The organism is Nocardioides luteus (assembly GCF_015752315.1).
In the GTDB taxonomy this organism is placed as follows: Bacteria; Actinomycetota; Actinomycetes; order Propionibacteriales; family Nocardioidaceae; genus Nocardioides.
In genome coordinates this window covers 640,096-657,537 of the sequence record NZ_JADOVJ010000001.1, presented here as the reverse complement: position 1 = coordinate 657,537, position 17,442 = coordinate 640,096, and the positions used below count along the sequence as shown (strand labels likewise).

At 66.7% G+C, this 17,442-nt stretch carries 13 protein-coding genes; all 13 read right to left on the bottom strand.

What is annotated here, in order from left to right; genetic code table 11:
• Nucleotides 1-109 precede the first annotated feature (109 nt).
• Nucleotides 110-3,769: an NACHT domain-containing protein gene (locus HD557_RS03105; RefSeq protein ID WP_196872786.1), complete on the bottom strand. Its 3,660-nt coding sequence runs from the start codon at nucleotides 3,767-3,769 to the stop codon at nucleotides 110-112.
• Between the two features lie 556 nt (nucleotides 3,770-4,325).
• Nucleotides 4,326-5,294 carry an AraC family transcriptional regulator gene (locus tag HD557_RS03100; protein WP_196872785.1) on the bottom strand — a complete coding sequence of 323 codons (969 nt, stop codon included), beginning with the start codon at nucleotides 5,292-5,294 and terminating at the stop codon, nucleotides 4,326-4,328.
• Nucleotides 5,295-5,452: 158 nt separating this feature from the next.
• Nucleotides 5,453-6,949: a flavin-containing monooxygenase gene (locus HD557_RS28895; protein WP_196872784.1), complete on the bottom strand. Its 1,497-nt coding sequence runs from the start codon at nucleotides 6,947-6,949 to the stop codon at nucleotides 5,453-5,455.
• A 125-nt stretch (nucleotides 6,950-7,074) separates the two neighbouring features.
• Complete coding sequence (locus HD557_RS03090; RefSeq protein WP_196872783.1) at nucleotides 7,075-7,782, bottom strand: SRPBCC family protein; 708 nt, start codon at nucleotides 7,780-7,782, stop codon at nucleotides 7,075-7,077.
• A gap of 3 nt (nucleotides 7,783-7,785) precedes the next feature.
• Nucleotides 7,786-8,640, bottom strand: coding sequence for an FAD binding domain-containing protein (locus HD557_RS28890; RefSeq protein ID WP_008360872.1), 855 nt, complete (start codon nucleotides 8,638-8,640; stop codon nucleotides 7,786-7,788).
• Nucleotides 8,637-11,114 carry a xanthine dehydrogenase family protein molybdopterin-binding subunit gene (locus tag HD557_RS03080; protein ID WP_008360870.1) on the bottom strand — a complete coding sequence of 826 codons (2,478 nt, stop codon included), beginning with the start codon at nucleotides 11,112-11,114 and terminating at the stop codon, nucleotides 8,637-8,639. The genes HD557_RS28890 and HD557_RS03080 overlap by 4 nt, the downstream gene beginning before the upstream one ends.
• A complete protein-coding gene (locus HD557_RS03075) occupies nucleotides 11,111-11,626 on the bottom strand; it encodes a (2Fe-2S)-binding protein (RefSeq protein WP_008360867.1) in 516 nt (171 codons plus the stop codon). Before HD557_RS03075 ends, HD557_RS03080 begins: the two co-directional genes overlap by 4 nt.
• A 98-nt stretch (nucleotides 11,627-11,724) precedes the next feature.
• Nucleotides 11,725-12,948 carry a histidine kinase gene (locus tag HD557_RS03070; RefSeq protein ID WP_008360865.1) on the bottom strand — a complete coding sequence of 408 codons (1,224 nt, stop codon included), beginning with the start codon at nucleotides 12,946-12,948 and terminating at the stop codon, nucleotides 11,725-11,727.
• Nucleotides 12,949-13,046: 98 nt separating this feature from the next.
• Nucleotides 13,047-14,177: an XdhC family protein gene (locus HD557_RS03065; RefSeq protein ID WP_196872782.1), complete on the bottom strand. Its 1,131-nt coding sequence runs from the start codon at nucleotides 14,175-14,177 to the stop codon at nucleotides 13,047-13,049.
• Nucleotides 14,170-15,276 carry a vWA domain-containing protein gene (locus HD557_RS03060; RefSeq protein WP_196872781.1) on the bottom strand — a complete coding sequence of 369 codons (1,107 nt, stop codon included), beginning with the start codon at nucleotides 15,274-15,276 and terminating at the stop codon, nucleotides 14,170-14,172. Before HD557_RS03060 ends, HD557_RS03065 begins: the two co-directional genes overlap by 8 nt.
• Nucleotides 15,273-16,151: an AAA family ATPase gene (locus HD557_RS03055; RefSeq protein ID WP_196872780.1), complete on the bottom strand. Its 879-nt coding sequence runs from the start codon at nucleotides 16,149-16,151 to the stop codon at nucleotides 15,273-15,275. Before HD557_RS03055 ends, HD557_RS03060 begins: the two co-directional genes overlap by 4 nt.
• A 73-nt stretch (nucleotides 16,152-16,224) precedes the next feature.
• Nucleotides 16,225-16,773, bottom strand: a complete 549-nt coding sequence (locus HD557_RS03050) for a nucleotidyltransferase family protein (protein WP_196872779.1) — start codon at nucleotides 16,771-16,773, stop codon at nucleotides 16,225-16,227.
• Nucleotides 16,770-17,345 carry a hypothetical protein gene (locus tag HD557_RS03045; protein WP_040755985.1) on the bottom strand — a complete coding sequence of 192 codons (576 nt, stop codon included), beginning with the start codon at nucleotides 17,343-17,345 and terminating at the stop codon, nucleotides 16,770-16,772. Before HD557_RS03045 ends, HD557_RS03050 begins: the two co-directional genes overlap by 4 nt.
• Between the last annotated feature and the right edge of the window lie 97 nt (nucleotides 17,346-17,442).

Below are 17,442 nucleotides of genomic sequence, written 5' to 3'. Positions count from 1 at the left end.
TTCCCTCCTTGCGTCATCGCACTGAGTCCCGTCATCAGTCAAAGGGAAGCAGCAGTGACGCCGGTACGGCCACAGCCCCTCAGTGCGATTCAGCCGACGTCGTGAATCGTCACCCAGTCTCTTGATGATCGACCCAATCGTCGGCAAGAATTGTCGCATTCGGGTGAAGCGCTTCAAAGGCGCTGTATAAGCCTCGGCCCCAGCCAGAGCCTCGAAAATCGGCGAAGTTGATGGAAGGACATTCTTCAAGTCCGTCGATACTGAAAAGATCCGTGCAATTTTGCAGACGAATCTCCTGAAGGGATTCACAGGACCCGATACTCCACGTGCTACCGACGGAAGCCATTCCGTCTTTCATAAGAAGTGCCTCTTGTCGCGGAACGAAATCGCCAAACTCGTTACGGACATAGTTACCCGCATGGGACCGGATTCCTGACAGATTTCGAACGCTACTCGACGAGAGATCGAGCGCCTTCAGACTTTTCAATTCCTCGATGCCCGCAAGGGACGATAGTCTTCGCGTCTCTTGAATCTTCACTGTCTTCAGCCGTATCGAAGTCCGAAGAACCTCGAAGTTCCATGGAGGATTTGGGGAATCGGGAGTCAGACCCGGAACGACATCACCCCAGAGGTCCAAGTCGATCAAGTACGGCTGATCCGAAAGATTGTATGCGACAGAATGAGGCTCGTGAGTTCCGGTTGGCGCCTTAGTTCGAATCGACAAATGGCTCAGCCCCGATGGAAGAGTCACTCGAAAGGGGCTCGAAGTACTAATCACCAACCTGCGTAAGCAGTGGAGCCGAGATAGATCGAGATGGAAATTATTCCCGAATGTCACGTCAAGAAGACTTAGGCGCGAAACTTCGGGGATATTTCGGAATGGCCGATAGTCATCGATCCACGTGTTCAGAATCGATAGTACCTTTAGCGCGTCGACGGACTCTATCAATTTTGCTAGGGCTCCCTGCTTGGCCTCACCTACGGTTAAAGTCGATACACCCGTTAGCCTGGATGGAGTGCCGAACTCGGTGATCTTAGATGCATTGGGTATGTGAAGATCAGTCAAACCATCCAGGGCACCAAGAGCCCTGACATCAGACACCGCCCCTACCTTCGGTAGGCGAACTCTTCTTGTCTCGGTATGTGATTCGAGGTTTGATACATCGTCAACTGAGACAGCACCCTCAAGATCAATTGTTAGATAAGAGGCGCCGGGATCAAGCCAAGACAAATCCGTGACGGTGTCGCAGTGGCCGAGGACGACCTCACCGACATCGCCGACAAGTGAGAATGCGTCAGCCTCCCGCCTCGTAGGCACCACGAGACGGACCTTACTCAAATCTAGCGACGCCAGCACAAGTTCAGCATAGGCCCGGGCGTCGAACTGTCGCCAGGCATTGAGAATCGCCTCGAGGCAATCCTCGCTCCACTCCGACCTAGCGACTGCGGAAACCAATGACAGAGCAGCTTCGGATCGAATGCGAGCCGCGGTCAGAACGGCGGCCTTTGCCTGAGTTGCACTTGTCAGGTCGCTAATTAGGTCAATTGCACCAGGACCTAAGCTCGCAAGTAGAACGATCTCCTCATCTGTCTCTGGCGGTAACGAGTCCCGCAGTCGGGTCGAGACCTGCGCACGCAGCGCTGAGTCCGGATTTACTACACCACTGAGACAATCCGCCAAGCAGTAATCGAGACGGCGCCTTAGTTGCGGCTCAGTCGGTCGAGCCAATTCGAGCAGGTCCTCGACCATCGAAACGGCGTCATGCCTAGCTGCAAGATCAGAGTAATGCCCACAGACCTCGAACCATCCGGGACGCAGAGGATGGTCGACAAGCTCCCTCCTTAGGCCCTGGTTGTATATACGATGCGCAGCCAAGTACTCAAGGAATGTTCGGTGTACAAAATGAGCTTCTGAATCGCCCAGACGGGCGAAGACCCCACTTCTTCTTAAGAGATGTTCGACAGTCAAAGCGATGTCAATAATCGGTGATCGAATTGAATCCGTGAGGTCATCACCGTCAATGCGAACATAGAATGGTCGCGCGCCACGATCTTTAGGCGATATTGAGACCATGCTCCGTCCAGATCGGAACATCGCGAGCGCGATTCCGCCCAGAAGATCCATTTTATGGTCGAGCGTGAACGGAACCAACTCCGGCGGAATAAGTCCGCGGGACCTGTCGCGACCGTCGACCAATACGGCAAGCACCGATAGTATTAGACGCTTTCTACTTTGTGGCCCATCATCCGAACTGCTGGCATAGTAGGCGCAGAGCATCGCCGCAGTAAGTGGCGTCTCAGCAAGGTCAGAAAGCATCGGATCGTCGTTCAGCCTCCGCATAAGATCAGACTGCCTGGCGCGATATATATCTTTGACATTGGGTGGCGCAGTAAGACATTGTGCATCAAACCACTTCCTGACCAGAAGTTTCTCTTGCTCAATATCTAGGGGTTTCAATTCCACGGCGCTGTATTCAAGTTCGGACAGAAGCGAGAAGTCCAGTGCCTCTGGGCGAGTAGTAAGGATGATGTCGATATCGGGGTATTCGGACGAGAGAAATCTGACCCACTTTCTGGCGTCACCCCTCCTCTCCTCGCGAACCTCGTCGAGGCCGTCTAAGAATACGACTGCTCGCCCAGAGGCTAGAATGTTCTCTAGCCATCCTCCCGGCTGTGTTCCAAAAAGCGGCGAGACTCGAATCAAACTGTCCGCCGTAAGAGATTCGTTAGCAGTGTTCGATACCTGCCGTAGCGGCACAACTATCGGAATTCGCCCGACCCAATTTGATAACGCTGGAGGCAGATCGCGATTATCGCTTTGTGAGGTTGCAAGGCAGGTGGCGAGCCAACTGGTCAAGGTCGTCTTTCCTGACCCTGCTGTTCCCTTGACTGCGAGTCGCAAGCCACGCTTCAAGCGCCTTGACTCGTTGATGAGATCACCAATCGTTTCGGTCGCCACGCGGTCGTAGTCACGCAGGAAATCCGATGAATGCTTTGAACTGACGAGATGCGACTTCTCGCCCATTGCCTCAGGAGTGATCGGAAAAGACGTGGAAACATTTATGTACGCCAAATCCAACGCGACTCGGCGCAATGCAGGCGGTACATCGTCCAGGCCAAATAGCTCGATGTGTCCGTAGGTTATGGCTGTTTGATAAAGGAAGTTGGCCGTGAACTTCGAATTCTCATCCTCGGTCCCAATTCGGGCACTGGCCACGACCACTTGATTTAGCTCGCTAAGGATGCGGTCTGGTGCGTCTTTAGCGATGAGAAACGTCGAAAGACTAAGGTTCACTCCGAACTCGGGCATCGCGCATAGCACAGCGACGATTTGCCGTGATACGAGAATCGCAAGCGAATTCCCGTAAGAGCACGATTCCGGCGCCAGCATTGTAACCCGAAACTCATTGTTGAGATCCTCTTGGAGATTGCTGTACAAAGCGTCGGAGTTGAAGTTCAATGCTTCGATCGATGCGTAGTCGATGTCCGCGCTCTCGATTACCCGCGTTACAGCGTCAACCACTGCCACCTTCTCGTCCTCCGCAACCCGAACTTCACCTTTGTCGAAGTTTTTGAATTGCCGCTGCTGACGCCGTAGTGTGCGCTCGATCGTGTGGTTGACGGCCCCTCGCCGGCTCGTAACGTGATCACTTAGGACGCTGTAAGCCGACTGTATCCCTGTTTTTAAGATGTCGCTCTCTGGCACGTGCAACATCTGTAAGGCTTTCGTGGTTACGGCCGCCGCAAGGGGAATCCACTCGATTGCCATTTGCTCCTCCAGTTGCCAGCGTTGACCGCAGAGGGGGCGTTGTTGAGTCTAAGGCTCCCACTCTCAAAGAGATCGCGGAGGCGGATTTTGAAGTTTTCGTCGGTTTTGGGCACCCAGGCGTGGATACGCGCCGCCGTAATGTCGTTCGACTCGGCGCGACGTGGCTCTTCGCGGTGGGGACCGTCGCGGTTCTATCTCCGGCCCGTGCATGCCAGCGGCGATGTCGTCGGGACCGGAGCAAGACTGCGGGTGGGGCAGGTGGTCGGCGTGTGAGTACGGCGGCATTTGGCACGGACGCCGTTGAAGGACCCGTTGTCAGGGTCACGTGGTTGTTGGACTCCTGCCGAAGGACCTGAAGGTGTTCCGTCACCGCGGGGAGATTAGGGTGGACAGTTCCCCTGCCGACTGGACCACCATCGGCGTACTCGGAGCAGCGCTTCAGCGGCAGTGACGATCTCAAGGTCCGCCTTGGTGGACGGTCCTAAAATGCTTCATAACGCTCACCGCGCGACTGGGCTCGTCGTCGTGATTCACCTAGACAGCGGCATCACATGAGTCAGCGCATGAGGGTCTGCGACGGGAGCTCTTGGAACTGCGCCCGGTACGCCTGGGAGAAGCGGCCGAGGTGGAAGAAGCCCCACTGGGCGGCGATCGCGGTGACCGAGGTGGCGGTCGCGTCGGCGGCGAGCAGGTCGGAGTGGGCACGGTCGAGCCGGGTCCGCCGCCAGTACTCCAAGGGCGTCGTGTCGAGGTCGCGCTGGAACGCCTCCTGCAGCGTGCGGGTCGAGACGCCGACCTTCTGAGCGAGCTCGGCGACCTTCCAGGGGCGTTCGGGGTGGGCCTCGAGGAGGTCCACGGCCATGCGTACGGCTCGGGAGATCGTGGGCGTCGCACCCTCGGAGACGATCTCCAGGGACGTGTTGGCCTGGATCGTCAGCAGGCCGCCGATGAGCGCCTGCTCGTAGGGCGCGGCGACCAGCGGTGAGCTCATCAGCGAGCCACCGGCCTCGACGTTGTCGTAGGCCAGCCGGACCATCTTGAGCCAGTCGCGCACCTCGGGACGCCCGAGATCGAGCGTCGGGTCGAAGACGACCGGGCCGGAGCCACCGATGCCCGCGGCGGCCTCCTCGACGGCGCTGCGGCGGATGTAGACCTGCAGCTTCTCGCAGCCGTCGGACCAGAGCATGTCGACCGGCTCGGTCGGCGAGCCGATCGAGGCACGGGTGCGGTCGGCGAGGACGACGTGCTCACCGACCTTGACCTTGGCGCTGCCGGCCAACGGGAGCTGGATCAGGTAGAAGTCGTCGAAGGTGCCCGGGGTGATCCGCACCTCGTCGCCGTAGCGCATGTAGTTGAGCATCACGTCCTCGCCCAGCGGCGCGGCGTTGTGCACCATGTCGAGCTGCGAGCCGGCCTTCGTCAGCGCCAGGTAGTGGGCGCAGAAACGTTCCGCCACGGCTTCTCGAGCCTGGTCCACGTCAGTGGTGGCGACAACGGTGTGGCGGCTCAGCAGGGGACGGGGCAAGGGAGGCTCCTGGACCGTGGCTCGATTGACCGAAGAGCGTAGCGGAGCCGGCGCCGTGTCGACGCGAACACGGCGCAATCACTGTCTAAGGTCCCAGCCCAGGACCTCACCCGGTCGAGATGCCGGTCCCACCCAGGAAACCGGCATCTCGCGCCGTACTAGCTCCTCGCCGCCAGCTTCTCCACGAGCCTGGGAGTGACCGAGGCGTACGCCTTCGGGTTGATCGGCAGCAGCCACTGCGCTGCCTTGGTCAGCCTGCCGACGTCGAGGCCGACGTCCCCGAGGACCTCGTCGATGTTGTGCATCGAGAACGGAATGATGTTGGTGCCGCGGGCGTGGTGGCCGTCGGTACGCTCCCGCATCCAGGCGAGCCGGGCGGCGACGTGGGCCTCCATCTCCTCGACCGGCGGGACCTCGTGGCCGCCACCGAGGTGGGAGCCGATCCACACGGCGCTCATCTCGGCCGAGAGCGGTGAGAAGAACGAGGAGTTGTAGCCGGCGAAGGTCAGGTCCTTCACCCGCAACGGCAGGATCTGGCGGTAGAGCTGGTAGTCGCCGTTGTCGTCGGTGAGCTGGTCCTGGATCTCCTCGGAGAAGAACGGGAGCTCCTGCTTGAAGCCGGTCGCGGTCACCACGACGTCGGCAGGCACCGCGCGGCCGTTGGCGAGCTCGGCGTACGGCTTGCCGTCCTTGGTCACGAAGGCGGCGATCTCGGTGTCGCGCTCGACGGCGATGTCGCCGGCCTCGACGCCCTCGAAGAATCCCTCGGTGGCCAGCGAGACCGTCGAGCGGGCGATGTCGGTGAACTGGCCCTTCGGCAGCAGTCCGAGCTTCTTCAGCTTCAGCTGGCTGGAGGTGACCGACTCGACGCTGCCGACCATCGAACCGGCCATCTTCGAGCCGCCCGCGTGCAGCACCTTCTCGGCTCCACGGATGTTCTGGTAGGGGAAGAGCCCCTCCCCCATGCGCGTGAGCAGCAGCACCTTGTAGTTGAGGACGCCCTTGATCTTGCGCGGCATCTTCCACAGCAGCTGGCGCGCGACCACGGTGGTCGAGGACGCCTCCTTGGCGATCTCGACGGCCACGTCGCAGGCCGACTTCCCGTAGCCGACGACCACGACGTCCTTGCCCTTGACGGTCTCCAGGTCGTGCAGCTCGCTCGCCGCGAGGATCTGGCCGCCGGCGGCCTTCAGCTCCTCGACCCCGTCGTACGCAGGGGAGAACGGCTCCGAGAAGACACCACTGGCCACGACCAGGTGGTCGAAGTGCTCGGTCGTCTCGGCGTCGGCCCCCGCAGCGGAACTGGCTCGCGAGGTGAGGGCCCAGCCGCCCCCTCCAGCCGGCTGGGCGCTCAACACCTCGGTGGAGAGCCTGATCATCGGGGCGAGCTCGAACTTCTCGACGTACATCTCGAGGTAGCTCTGCACCTGCTCGCCGCTGAGCCACTCGGGGAACACCTTCGGCATCCTCAGGTCCGAGAGCGTGTAGGAGTCCTTGTTGTTCTGCGTCGTCAGGCCCGGGTAGCGACGGGTGCGGCTCCATACACCACCGACATCGGGCGTCTTCTCGAAGACGGTGATGTCGTGCCCGAGCTGGGTGAGCACCTTGGCCGAGGCAATACCTGCGAACCCGGCACCGATGACCGCGATCTTCACTTTTCTGTTTCCTCTCGCAGCGGGGTCTGCGTAGGCAAAACGCTAGAGAGGTCGAACAGCGCTCCGCTATCCAGGTTGCGCGAGAGGTATCCGGTTTGCGCGACGGATTGTCGCGCACACCGGTCTCAGCCCCGCAGGAGCTTGTAGACGATCACCGCCGCCGCGATCACGGCCACCCCGATGGCGATCTTCTTGCCGTAGTTCTTGATCAGCACCGGCACCACGGTCGCGCCCAGGTCGATCGCCTCGGGCTGCTTGGCATGCCTCGGCGCCTGCGGCGTCGACGCCGCGGCTGGCGACGGGGCTGTCGACGGGGCAGCCGGCGATGGTTCCGAGCTCTCCTCACCCACGGGCTCCGCCGCGGCCGGTGTCTCCGGGGTCACCGGAGCAGCCGGTGCCGACTTGGACTCCAGGCACGCGACGAACTGGCCGAGGAGCTTGTCGGAGACGTCCTGCATGACCCCACGACCGAACTGGGCGGGCTTGCCGGTGACGGCGAGGTCGGTGACGATCTCGACCCTCGTGCCGGTGCCCTCCGGAGCCATCGTCAGGGTCGCGTTGGCACCGGCGGTGCCGTTGCCGCGCTTGTCGCGCCCCTTGGCCTCGACGACCAGCTTCCGGGCGGTCTCGTCCTTCTCGATGAAGGTGCCGGAGCCGGCGTAGACCATGGCGATGGGACCGAGCTTGACCTTCACCGTGCCGGTGAAGGTGTCGCCCTCGACCGAGGTGACCTGGGCTCCCGGGAAGCATTCGGCGAGCGAGCCGATGTCCAGGAAGCTGTCCCAGGTCTCCTCGACCGAGGTCGGAACCGTGAACTGATGCGTCAGATCCACGCGTCAGCCCCCGAGCGCCTGCGTGATGGCCCGTCGCGCCAGCACCGTGACCAGGTGGCGCCGGTAGTCGGCGTCGCCGTTGAGGTCGGAGGGCGGCTCGGCGCCGTCCGCGGCCAGGGCCGCGGCGTTGCGTACGACCTCCTCGGTGGCCTGCTGGCCGATCAGCGCCTGCTCGACGCCGGCGGCCCGCAGCGGGGTCGAGCCCATGTTGGTGAGACCGATCGCCGCACCCTCGATCACGCCGCCGGAGACCTTGAGGGTCGCGCCGACCGCGCAGATCGGCCACTGGTGGGCGACCCGCACGAACTTCTCGTAGTGGGCCGTCCATCCGGTGTGCTTCGGGATGCGTACGCCGACCAGCAGCTCGTCCTCGGAGACGGCCGTCTCGAAGAGCCCCTGGAAGAACTCCGAGCCCGGGACGACCCGCTCGCCGGCCGGCCCGGCGATGACGAACTCGGCGTCCAGGGCCAGGGCCGGGGCTCCGAGATCGCCCGCCGGGTCGGCGTGGGCGAGCGCACCACCGAAGGTGCCGCGGTGGCGCACCTGCTCGTCGGCGACCGTCGCCGTGGCACGGGCGACCAGGGTCGCGTGCTCGGCGACCAGAGGATCGGCCGCGACGTCGCAGTGGCGCGTCATGGCGCCGATCAGGATCGAGTCACCCTCGTCGCGTACGCCCTTGAGGGAGTCGATGCGACCGAGGTCGATGACCCACTCCGGAGCGTTGAGGCGCATCCTCAGCACCGGTAGCAGGCTCTGTCCGCCGGCGATGATCTTGGCCTCGTCGCCGTACTGCGCGAGAGCCGCCAGGGCCTCCTCGACCGTGGTCGGGGCGACGTAGTCGAACGATGCGGGAATCACTGGACGTCTCCTTCCGTGCGGTCGACGTTCCCGGACATGCCCGTCGACGGATCGAAGTGTGCGGCGGCCGCGCCGGTGGTCTCGCCGCCGGCCGAGCCCTCGTTGATCGCCCGCCACACCCGCTCCGGCGTGCAGGGCATGGCCACGTCGTGCACGCCCAGCGGGCGCAGCGCGTCGACGACCGCGTTGACCACGGCCGGGGTGGAGGCGATCGTGCCGGCCTCACCGACGCCCTTGGTGCCGAGCGTGTTGGTGGTCGCCGGCGAGGTGGTGTGGTCGATCTCGAAGCTGATCGTGTCGGCGGCGGTCGGGAGCAGGTAGTCGACGAAGGACCCGGCGACCAGCGTGCCGGCGTCGTCATAGACGGCGTCCTCCCACAGCGCCTGGGCGATGCCCTGGACGAGTCCACCGTGGACCTGACCTGCGACGATGAGCGGGTTGATGATGTTGCCGATGTCGTCGCAGCAGACGTACTTCCGCATCTTCACCTGCCCGGTCTCGGTGTCGACCTCCATCGCGCACAGGTGGGTGCCGTGCGGGAAGTTGAAGTTCTCCGGGTCGAAGGTGGCCTCGGAGTCGAGGTTGGCCTCGACGCCGTCGGGCAGGTTGTGCGCCGCGAAGACCGCGGTGGACAGCTCGCCGATCGACATGCCCTGGTCGGTGCCGCGCACCGTCCACCTGCCACCGGTGAACTCCAGGTCGTCGACGCTCGCCTCGAGCAGGTGGGCCGCGATCGGCTTGGCCTTCTCGAGCACCTTGTCGGCCGCCCTGACCAGCGCCTCGCCACCCACGACCAGCGACCGGGACCCGTAGGTGTCGTAGCCCTTCGCCGCGATCTGGGTGTCGCCGTGCAGCACCTCGACGTCCTCGAACGGTACGCCGAGACGGTCCGCCACGATCTGGCTGAACGCCGTCTCGTGCCCCTGACCGTGCGCGCTCGCACCGGTGATGACCTCGACCTTGCCGGTCGGCGTCATCCGCACCTGGGCGTGCTCCCAGCCGCCGGCGCCGTAGTCGAGGCTGCCGAGGACCCGCGACGGAGCCAGGCCGCACATCTCGGTGAAGGTCGAGACGCCGATGCCGAGCTGGACCGGGTCGTTGTTCGCCCGTCGCTGCTGCTGCTCGGCACGGAGCTCGTCGTAGCCGAAGAGCTCCTTCGCCTTGGCCGTCGCCGCCTCATAGTTGCCGCTGTCATAGGTGAGCCCCGCGACGGTCGTGAACGGGAACTCCTCGTGCGTGATCCAGTTCTTCTCCCGGATCTCGAGCGGGTCGACCCCGACCTCGGCGGCCAGCTCGTCCATCAGCCGCTCGACGGCGTACGTCGCCTCCGGCCGCCCCGCGCCGCGGTAGGCGTCGGTCCAAGTGGTGTTGGTGAAGTGGGTCTGGCAGTTGAACTGGTAGGCCGGGAACTTGTAGATCGCGTTGAACATGAACGCCCCGAGCACCGGGACGCCACCGCCGACGATGGCGACGTAGGCGCCCAGGTTGGCATCGAGCTCGACCTTGAGGCCGGTGACCTGACCGTCCTTCGTGGCCGAGAGGGTCAGCTTCTGGATCTGGTCGCGGCCGTGGTGGGCGCTGAGGAGGGACTCCGAGCGCGTCTCGGTGTACTTCACGGGCTTGCCGAGCCGGCGGGCCAGCGCGAAGACGATCATCTCCTCCGGCGTCTGCTGGAGCTTGCCGCCGAAGCCGCCGCCGACGTCGGGCGCGATCACCCGGATCTTCGACTCGGGCACCCCGGTGGTCGCGGCGAAGGCGAACCGCAGGATGTGCGGGATCTGGGTGGCGCTCCACACGGTGATCTGCTCACCGGTCGGGTCGCACACGACGCTGCGCGGCTCCATGAACGCCGGGATCAGGCGCTGCTGGCGGTAGGTCCGCTCGATCACGATCCCGTCGTCGCGGGCCGCCGAGATGGCCTCGTCGACGCTGCCGCCCGTGCCGGCCTGCGCGCTGTCGAAGACCCACAGCGCGGACTTGTTGGTGCCGAGGTCGGGGTGGGCGAGCACCTCATCCTTGACCGCGTCCTCGAGGGAGACGACCGCGGGGAGCTCCTCGTAGTCGACCTCGACCATCTCGGCGGCGTCGCGGGCAGCCGCCGCGGACCGGGCGGCCACGACCGCCACGATCTCGCCGGCGAAGGTGACCCGGTCGGTGGCGATCGGCGGGTGGGCCGGCGTCTTCTGGTCGGGCGTGATCGGCCAGGCGTTGATGCAGACGCCGAGGGTCTCGTCGAAGTCGCCGGCGGCCAGCACGGTCACCACGCCCTCGGCGTCGGCCGCGGCGCTGGTGTCGATGCCGGTGATGCGAGCGTGGGCGAAGGGGCTGCGCACCATCGCCAGGTGCAGCATCCCGGGCAGGTTGATGTTGTCGGTCCAGCGGGTCCGGCCGGTGATCAGGCGCGCGTCCTCCTTGCGGCGCCGGTCGCGGCCGATCTCGTTGGTCTGCTCCGGACGAGCCTCTACGGCGGTCACAGCGCGTCCACCTCCTCGGTCGCGCCGCGCGGGCTGGCGGCGGTGGCCAGGTGGCCGCTGGCGTACTGCACCGCGCGGACGATGTTGTGGTAGCCCGTGCAGCGGCACAGGTTGCCCTCGATGCCCTCGCGGATCTCCTCCTCGCTGGGCTGCGGGTTGCGCTTGAGCAGGTCGACCGACTGCATGATCATGCCGGGCGTACAGAACCCGCACTGCAGGCCGTGACACTCCCGGAACGCTTCCTGGACGGGGTGGAGGTCGCCCTCGACCGTGTCGGCGAGGCCCTCGATCGTGGTCACCTCGCACCCGTCGGCCTGCACCGCGAGCACGTTGCACGACTTCACCGAGTCGCCGTCGAGATGGACCGTGCAGGCGCCGCAGTTGCTGGTGTCGCAACCGATCACCGTGCCGGTCTTGCCGAGTCCTTCGCGCAGATACTGCACGAGCAGTGTCCGCGGTTCGACGTCGTCGGTGACCTTCATACCGTCGACGCGCATGCTGATCCGGGCCATGTTGTCTCCCTGCCAGACGTCACTGTGTGGGCCAGATCACAGTAGGACGCGCAGGGTTGGGCTCCGGTTGGCTGCTGCCGCCGGTTACCTCTTCTTGGTCAGCGGCTGGCAGCCAAACGTGCCCTGAGCAGGGGCAACGCGGGGTGAGCGCTGCCGCCGAGGCGCCGCAGACAGACGTCGACCACCTCGGTGTCGTACGGAGCCAGCTCGCTGTAGCGCAGCACCGCATCCGGCTGCGGGTCGGCGATCAGCGCCTCGCGCAGCGCGACCGCGACGTACTCGGCCATCTCGGCCAGCGCCGGGCTGTTGGTGCCGGGCAGGAGATCACCGCCGTACGCCTCCACCGCGGCCGCCACGCGACCGTGCCGGATCAGCGTCAGCACCTGATCGACGTCGGTCGCGACCGGCATCAGCAGACGGTAGGGCCTGGAGGCGACCTGGCCGCCGAGAGCATGGCGCAGGTGGGAGACCTCGGCCTTGAGCGTGGAGAAGGTGACCGCCTGGTCGCCGTAGACCATGGCGTGCAGCCGCTCCAGCGAGAGCCCCTCGGGGTGGAGCGCGAGCAGGGCGAGGATCTCGGTCTGGCGGCGGTTGAGCAGCAGCCGCTGCCCGTCGAGCCAGGTCTCCGCGGTGCCCAGCAGGGTCAGCACCAGGCCGGGCTCGGCGATCGCCTCGTCCGCCCGCGGGGTCGGGATCTTCGGCAGCGCGCCCTCGATGAGGCGCGCCATCACCCGGGCCGTGGCCATCCCGATCGGGTGGGTGCGGTCCCAGGTCGTGGAGAGGTCAAGGACACCGAGGTGCGTGCCGGTGACCGGGTCGTGGAGAGGCGCGGCCCAGCAGACCCAGTTGTGCACGACCTCGGCGTAGTGCTCGGGACCGAAGACCATCGACGGGGAGTTGGTGCGGTTGGCGAGGTCGAGCGCGTTGGTGCCGGCGCTCTCGTCGTCCCAGCGGCCGCCCGGCACGAAGTTGACCGACTCCGCCTTGTGGCGCATCACCCGGCCGCCGTAGGTCCACAGCACCCGGGTGTCGGGGTCGGTGACGGCGATGACGAGGTCACCGTCGTCGGCGGTGCACCGCAGCTCCTCCTCGACCCGTTCGACGGCGACCTGGAGCGGCGACCCGCGCCACATCTCCCGGGTCTCGTCCTCGTCCGCCAGCGGCGCCTCGCGCACGTCGGGCTTGATGGCCGTCGCCGAGCGCGTCCAGCTGGTCAGGATCTCCGGTCGCACGAAGTCCTCGGCGGCGTCGCCGCTCTCCACAAAGGCGGTCCACGCCCGCGCCGCGCTGATGCGACGCTCCTGCAGATCGCTACGGACCATCAGATCCCCCTTCGGAGTCCGGCCTCTCGAGGCTCGGTCCTGCCAAGGTAGCACCCTGTGACGTACCTCACGATCCCCTCAGTGGTACCTGATGAGCGTCAGCGGTACTCCACGTCCTGGTGGATCCGGCCGTGCGTCGAGGCGAGGCGCTCACCGGAGCCGCCCCAACGGCCCGCGATGATCTCGGCGGCGATGGAGATGGCGGTCTCCTCCGGCGTACGGGCGCCGAGATCGAGGCCGATCGGGCTGCTCAGCCGGGCGATCTCCTCCTCGGTGAGACCGGCCTCCTGAAGCCGGGCGAGGCGGTCCTCGTGGGTGCGGCGGGAGCCCATCGCACCGACGTAGGCGATGTCGGGGAGGCGGAGCGCGACCTCGAGGAGAGGTACGTCGAACTTCGGGTCGTGGGTGAGGACGGCGATCACGGTGCGCCGGTCGATGCGGCCCGCCTCGACCTCGGCGCCGAGGTAGCGGTGGGGCCAGTCGACGACGACCTCGTCGGCGGAGGGGAAGCGCGAGTTCGTGGCGAAGACCGGGCGGGCGTCGCAGACGGTGACGTGGTAGCCGAGGAACGCGCCGACCCGGGCGACGGCGGCGGCGAAGTCGATCGCACCGAAGACGAGCATCCGGGGCTTGGGCGCGAAGGACCACACGAAGACGCGCATGCCCTCGCCGCGGCGCTCGCCGTCGATGCCGTAGGAGAGCGTCTGGTTGGTGCCGTGGGCCAGGAGCCCGAGGGCGTCGTCGTGGACGGCGTCGTCCATCCGGGCGCTCCCCAGGGATCCTTTGACACCTTCGGGACGGATCAGGACGCGGCGCCCGAGGATCTCGGGGTCGGGATGCTCGATGACGGTCGCGAGGGCGACGGGGGTGCCGCTGCGTACGTCCTCGGCGAGCTCGCCGAGCTCCGGGAAGGTCTCCTTCGACACCTTCTCGACGAAGACGTCGAGGATGCCGCCGCAGGTCAGGCCGACCGCGAACGCGTCGTCGTCGGAGACGCCGTAGCGGTGGAGCTCCGGGACGCCGGACTCGGCGACCTCGCGGGCGACCTCGTAGACGGCGCCCTCGACGCAGCCGCCGGAGACCGAGCCGACCGCGGCGTCGTCGGGACCGACGAGCATCGACGCGCCCGGCGGCCTGGGCGCCGACTGGAACGTCGCGACCACGGTGGCCACCGCCACGGTCTCGCCGGCGTCCCACCACTTCATCAGATCGTCGAGTACGTCACGCACGCGCGATCACCTCCACCAGATCCTCGTACGTCGCCAGCGAATGTCCGGCGACGAAGTCGTCCACGTGCGGAAGCACCGCGACGATGCCTCGCTGCAGCGGCTCATATCCAACCTTGCCACGGTGTGGGTTGACCCACACCACGCGATGGGCGAGGCGGTGCAGCCTCGCCGTCTGCTCCTGGAGGAGCGCGGGGTCGCCGCGCTCCCAGCCGTCGCTCGCGATGACCACCACCGCGCCTCGGGCCAGTCCCTGATGTCGCTGCAGGAACGCCTGCAGGTTGTCGCCGAGCCGGGTGCCGCCCGACCAGTCGGGCACCGTCTCACCGGCCGCGACGAGCGCCCGGTCGGGGTCGCGGTGGCGCAGCGCGCGGGTGACGTTGGTGAGCCTGGTGCCCATCGTGAACACCGCGCCGCTCCCGGTCGTCGAGGTCACCCGGTGGGCGACCCGCAGCAGCACGTCGGCGTAGGAGCTCATCGACCCCGACACGTCGATCAGCCACACCACGCGGCGCGGCCGCTCGCCGCGCCTGCGGTAGTGGATCCCCGCCGGCTCGCCGAGGTGTCGCAGGCTGGCCCGCAGGGTGCGGTGGGCGTCGACGCGGCCCCGTCGCCACTGCTCCTGCCGTGGTGTCCTTCTTCGCGGCGCCCGCGGGCGGAGCCGGGCGATCAGCGCGGCCACCCGCTCCTGCTCGGCCGGGTCGAGGTCGGCGACGTCGCGGTGGCGCAGGGTCTCGATCTCACTCGCGCGGGCCCGGATGACGTCGCCCTCCCCCTCCCCCATGTCGTCGCCGTCCTGCGGCTCGGTCTCGGGGAGACTGGAGGTGACCGATGCGGTACGCGGCGGCCCCTGTGGCCTCGGCAGCGTCGCCGTCGGCCCGAACCAGGCCTCGAAGACCTGGTCGTAGCGGCGCAGGTCGTCGGGGCCGGCGCACAGCGTCGCCCGTCCGGCGGTGTAGGTGGCGACCGGGTCTCCGGCGCCGACGATCGCGGTCGCCTGCAGGAAGCCGTGGGCGCGGTCCTGGGTCACCTGCACCCCGGCCGCGCGGAGGGCTCGGGTGAAGCCGAGGAGGATCTCGGGTCCGTCGTGTTCTACGGTCACGTCAGCAGCCGATCCAGGGCGGCTCGGACGCGATCGGCGTCCTCGCGGTGCTTGACGAGCGCGCCGAGCGTGGCGGCGGCGCTCTCCAGGTTCATCTCGGTCGTGCCGAGGTGGTGCAGGGCGCGGGCCCAGTCGAGGGTCTCGGCGACCCCCGGAGGCTTGAGCAGGGCGTTCGCACCCTCGGCGCCGCGCAGCTGCTGGACCACCGTGACCACCTGGCGGGCGAGCTCCTCGGCGACCTCGGGGGCTCGGCTGCGTACGATCTCGATCTCGCGGTCCAGGCCCGGGTGGTCGATCCAGTGGTAGAGGCAGCGGCGCTTGAGGGCGTCGTGGAGCTCGCGGGTGCGGTTGGAGGTGAGCACGACGACCGGAGGAACCGCCGCGGCGACCGTCCCGAACTCGGGGATCGTCACCTGGTAGGTGGACAGCACCTCGAGCAGGAACGCCTCGAACTCGTCGTCGGCCCGGTCGACCTCGTCGACGAGCAGCACCGACGGTGACTGCCGCAGCGCCGCCAGCACCGGACGGGCCAGCAGGAACCGCTCGTCGTAGAGCGACTTCTCGGCCTCCTCCACCTCGCCCGCACTACCGGCCGCCTCGAGGGCGCGCAGGTGCAGGATCTGGCGGGCGAAGTCCCAGTCGTAGAGCGCCTGGGTGGCGTCGATCCCCTCGTAGCACTGCAGCCGTACGAGCGGCAGGTCGAGCGCCTCGGCGACGGCCTCGGCGAGCGCCGTCTTGCCGGTGCCGGGTTCACCCTCGAGCAGGAGCGGACGCTGCATCCTGAGCGCGAGGAACGTCACCGTCGCCAGCTCCGGGTCGGCCAGGTATCCCGTCGCCGCCAGGCGGTCGGCGATCTCCCGGGGCGTCAGGTCCATGACCTGAGCCTAGAACGCGAAGCGTTGGCTGAGGGTTGGACAGCCTCTTACGAGGGTAGGGGCGAGTCGCCGATCAGCGGCGGTCGACGTCGGCCCCGCCGGCCAGGTCGCCGCACTCCACCAGGCGTACGTCATGAGCCTCGAGATAGCCCCGGGCGCCCTGGTCCCCGACAGCTGCCTCGATGACCCCGTCCCAGTGGTCGCGCCCGATCAGCACCGGATGACCGGGAACCCCGTGGTAGGCGGCCCGCGCCAGCCCGGCCGACGAGTCTGTGCCGGTGGTCGAGCTTGTCGAGACCACCCGAGCCACCACGTCGGCACCCACGTCGGGCAGGTCGACCAGATGAACCACGGCAGCCTGTACGTCGGGGCCGAGAGCCTCCAGCCCGCCCCGCAGCGAGGCCCCCATGCCCTCGTCCCAGTCCTCGGCGACGGCGACCCGTTGGTCGGCCGGGAGCAGCGCCCGAGCCTCCTCGGCGGATGCTCCGAGCACGACGAGCACGTCGTCGCAGCCGCCCTCGCGCAGGACCCCGATCGAGCGGACCAGCCAGTCGTCGACGAGCGCCTTCGGCTTGCCCATCCGGCGCCCCGCGCCGGCGGCCAGGAGGAGCCCGGAGATCACTTGAACGCGGCGGTGTAGAGCTTCTGCAGCTTCGGGCTCTTGACGTCGCTGTAGCCGCAGCCGATGACCTCGGCGTCGCCCTGGGCCGCGACCAGGTAGTTCTTGCCCTTCTCGAACTCGGGCATCGGGATCGTGCTCGGCGCGGGCAGGACGATCCGGACGGTGTCGGTGCCGCCGAAGCCGTCGGCGTACATCCAGGTCTTGACCTTCAGCACGGCCTCGCTCTCGCTCACGCTCTCGGCGGTGCCCTCGAAGGCCAGCGCGGCGTTCTGGGAGAGCCACTTCGACGTGGGCGGGAGGCAGCGGGCGGCATCGGCGACGACGGTCAGCTCGGTCGTCCCCGCGCCGCCTGCCGGGGCGGAGGCCGACGGGACCGGCGCGGTCTCGGTGACGGTCGCGGTCGGCGAGGGTGGCTTGGCGTCCGGGTCCTCGGCGGTGTCGTCGGAGCCGAGGAGGCCGAAGGAGGCGACGACGGCGACGAGCACGACCGCGACGGCGATGACGGCCGCGAGCCAGCGCCATGGTGACCGCGGCGGCTGCATCCCGGTCTTCGGTCCGACGTCCACACTCATGCCGCCATCATGCCTCACCGCTGGGTGTCATCCATGGACCCGGTTGACACACGCAGGCGGGGCCCTGGTCTCGAAGACCCTGACCCCGCCCGCCGCT

Coding starts and splice junctions, on each gene's coding strand:
- HD557_RS03045 (WP_040755985.1), bottom strand. CDS start 17,345: ATGAGTGTGGACGTCGGACCGAAGACCGGGATGCAGCCGCCGCGGTCA.
- HD557_RS03105 (WP_196872786.1), bottom strand. CDS start 3,769: ATGGCAATCGAGTGGATTCCCCTTGCGGCGGCCGTAACCACGAAAGCC.
- HD557_RS03070 (WP_008360865.1), bottom strand. CDS start 12,948: ATGGTCCGTAGCGATCTGCAGGAGCGTCGCATCAGCGCGGCGCGGGCG.
- HD557_RS03075 (WP_008360867.1), bottom strand. CDS start 11,626: ATGGCCCGGATCAGCATGCGCGTCGACGGTATGAAGGTCACCGACGAC.
- HD557_RS03055 (WP_196872780.1), bottom strand. CDS start 16,151: ATGGACCTGACGCCCCGGGAGATCGCCGACCGCCTGGCGGCGACGGGA.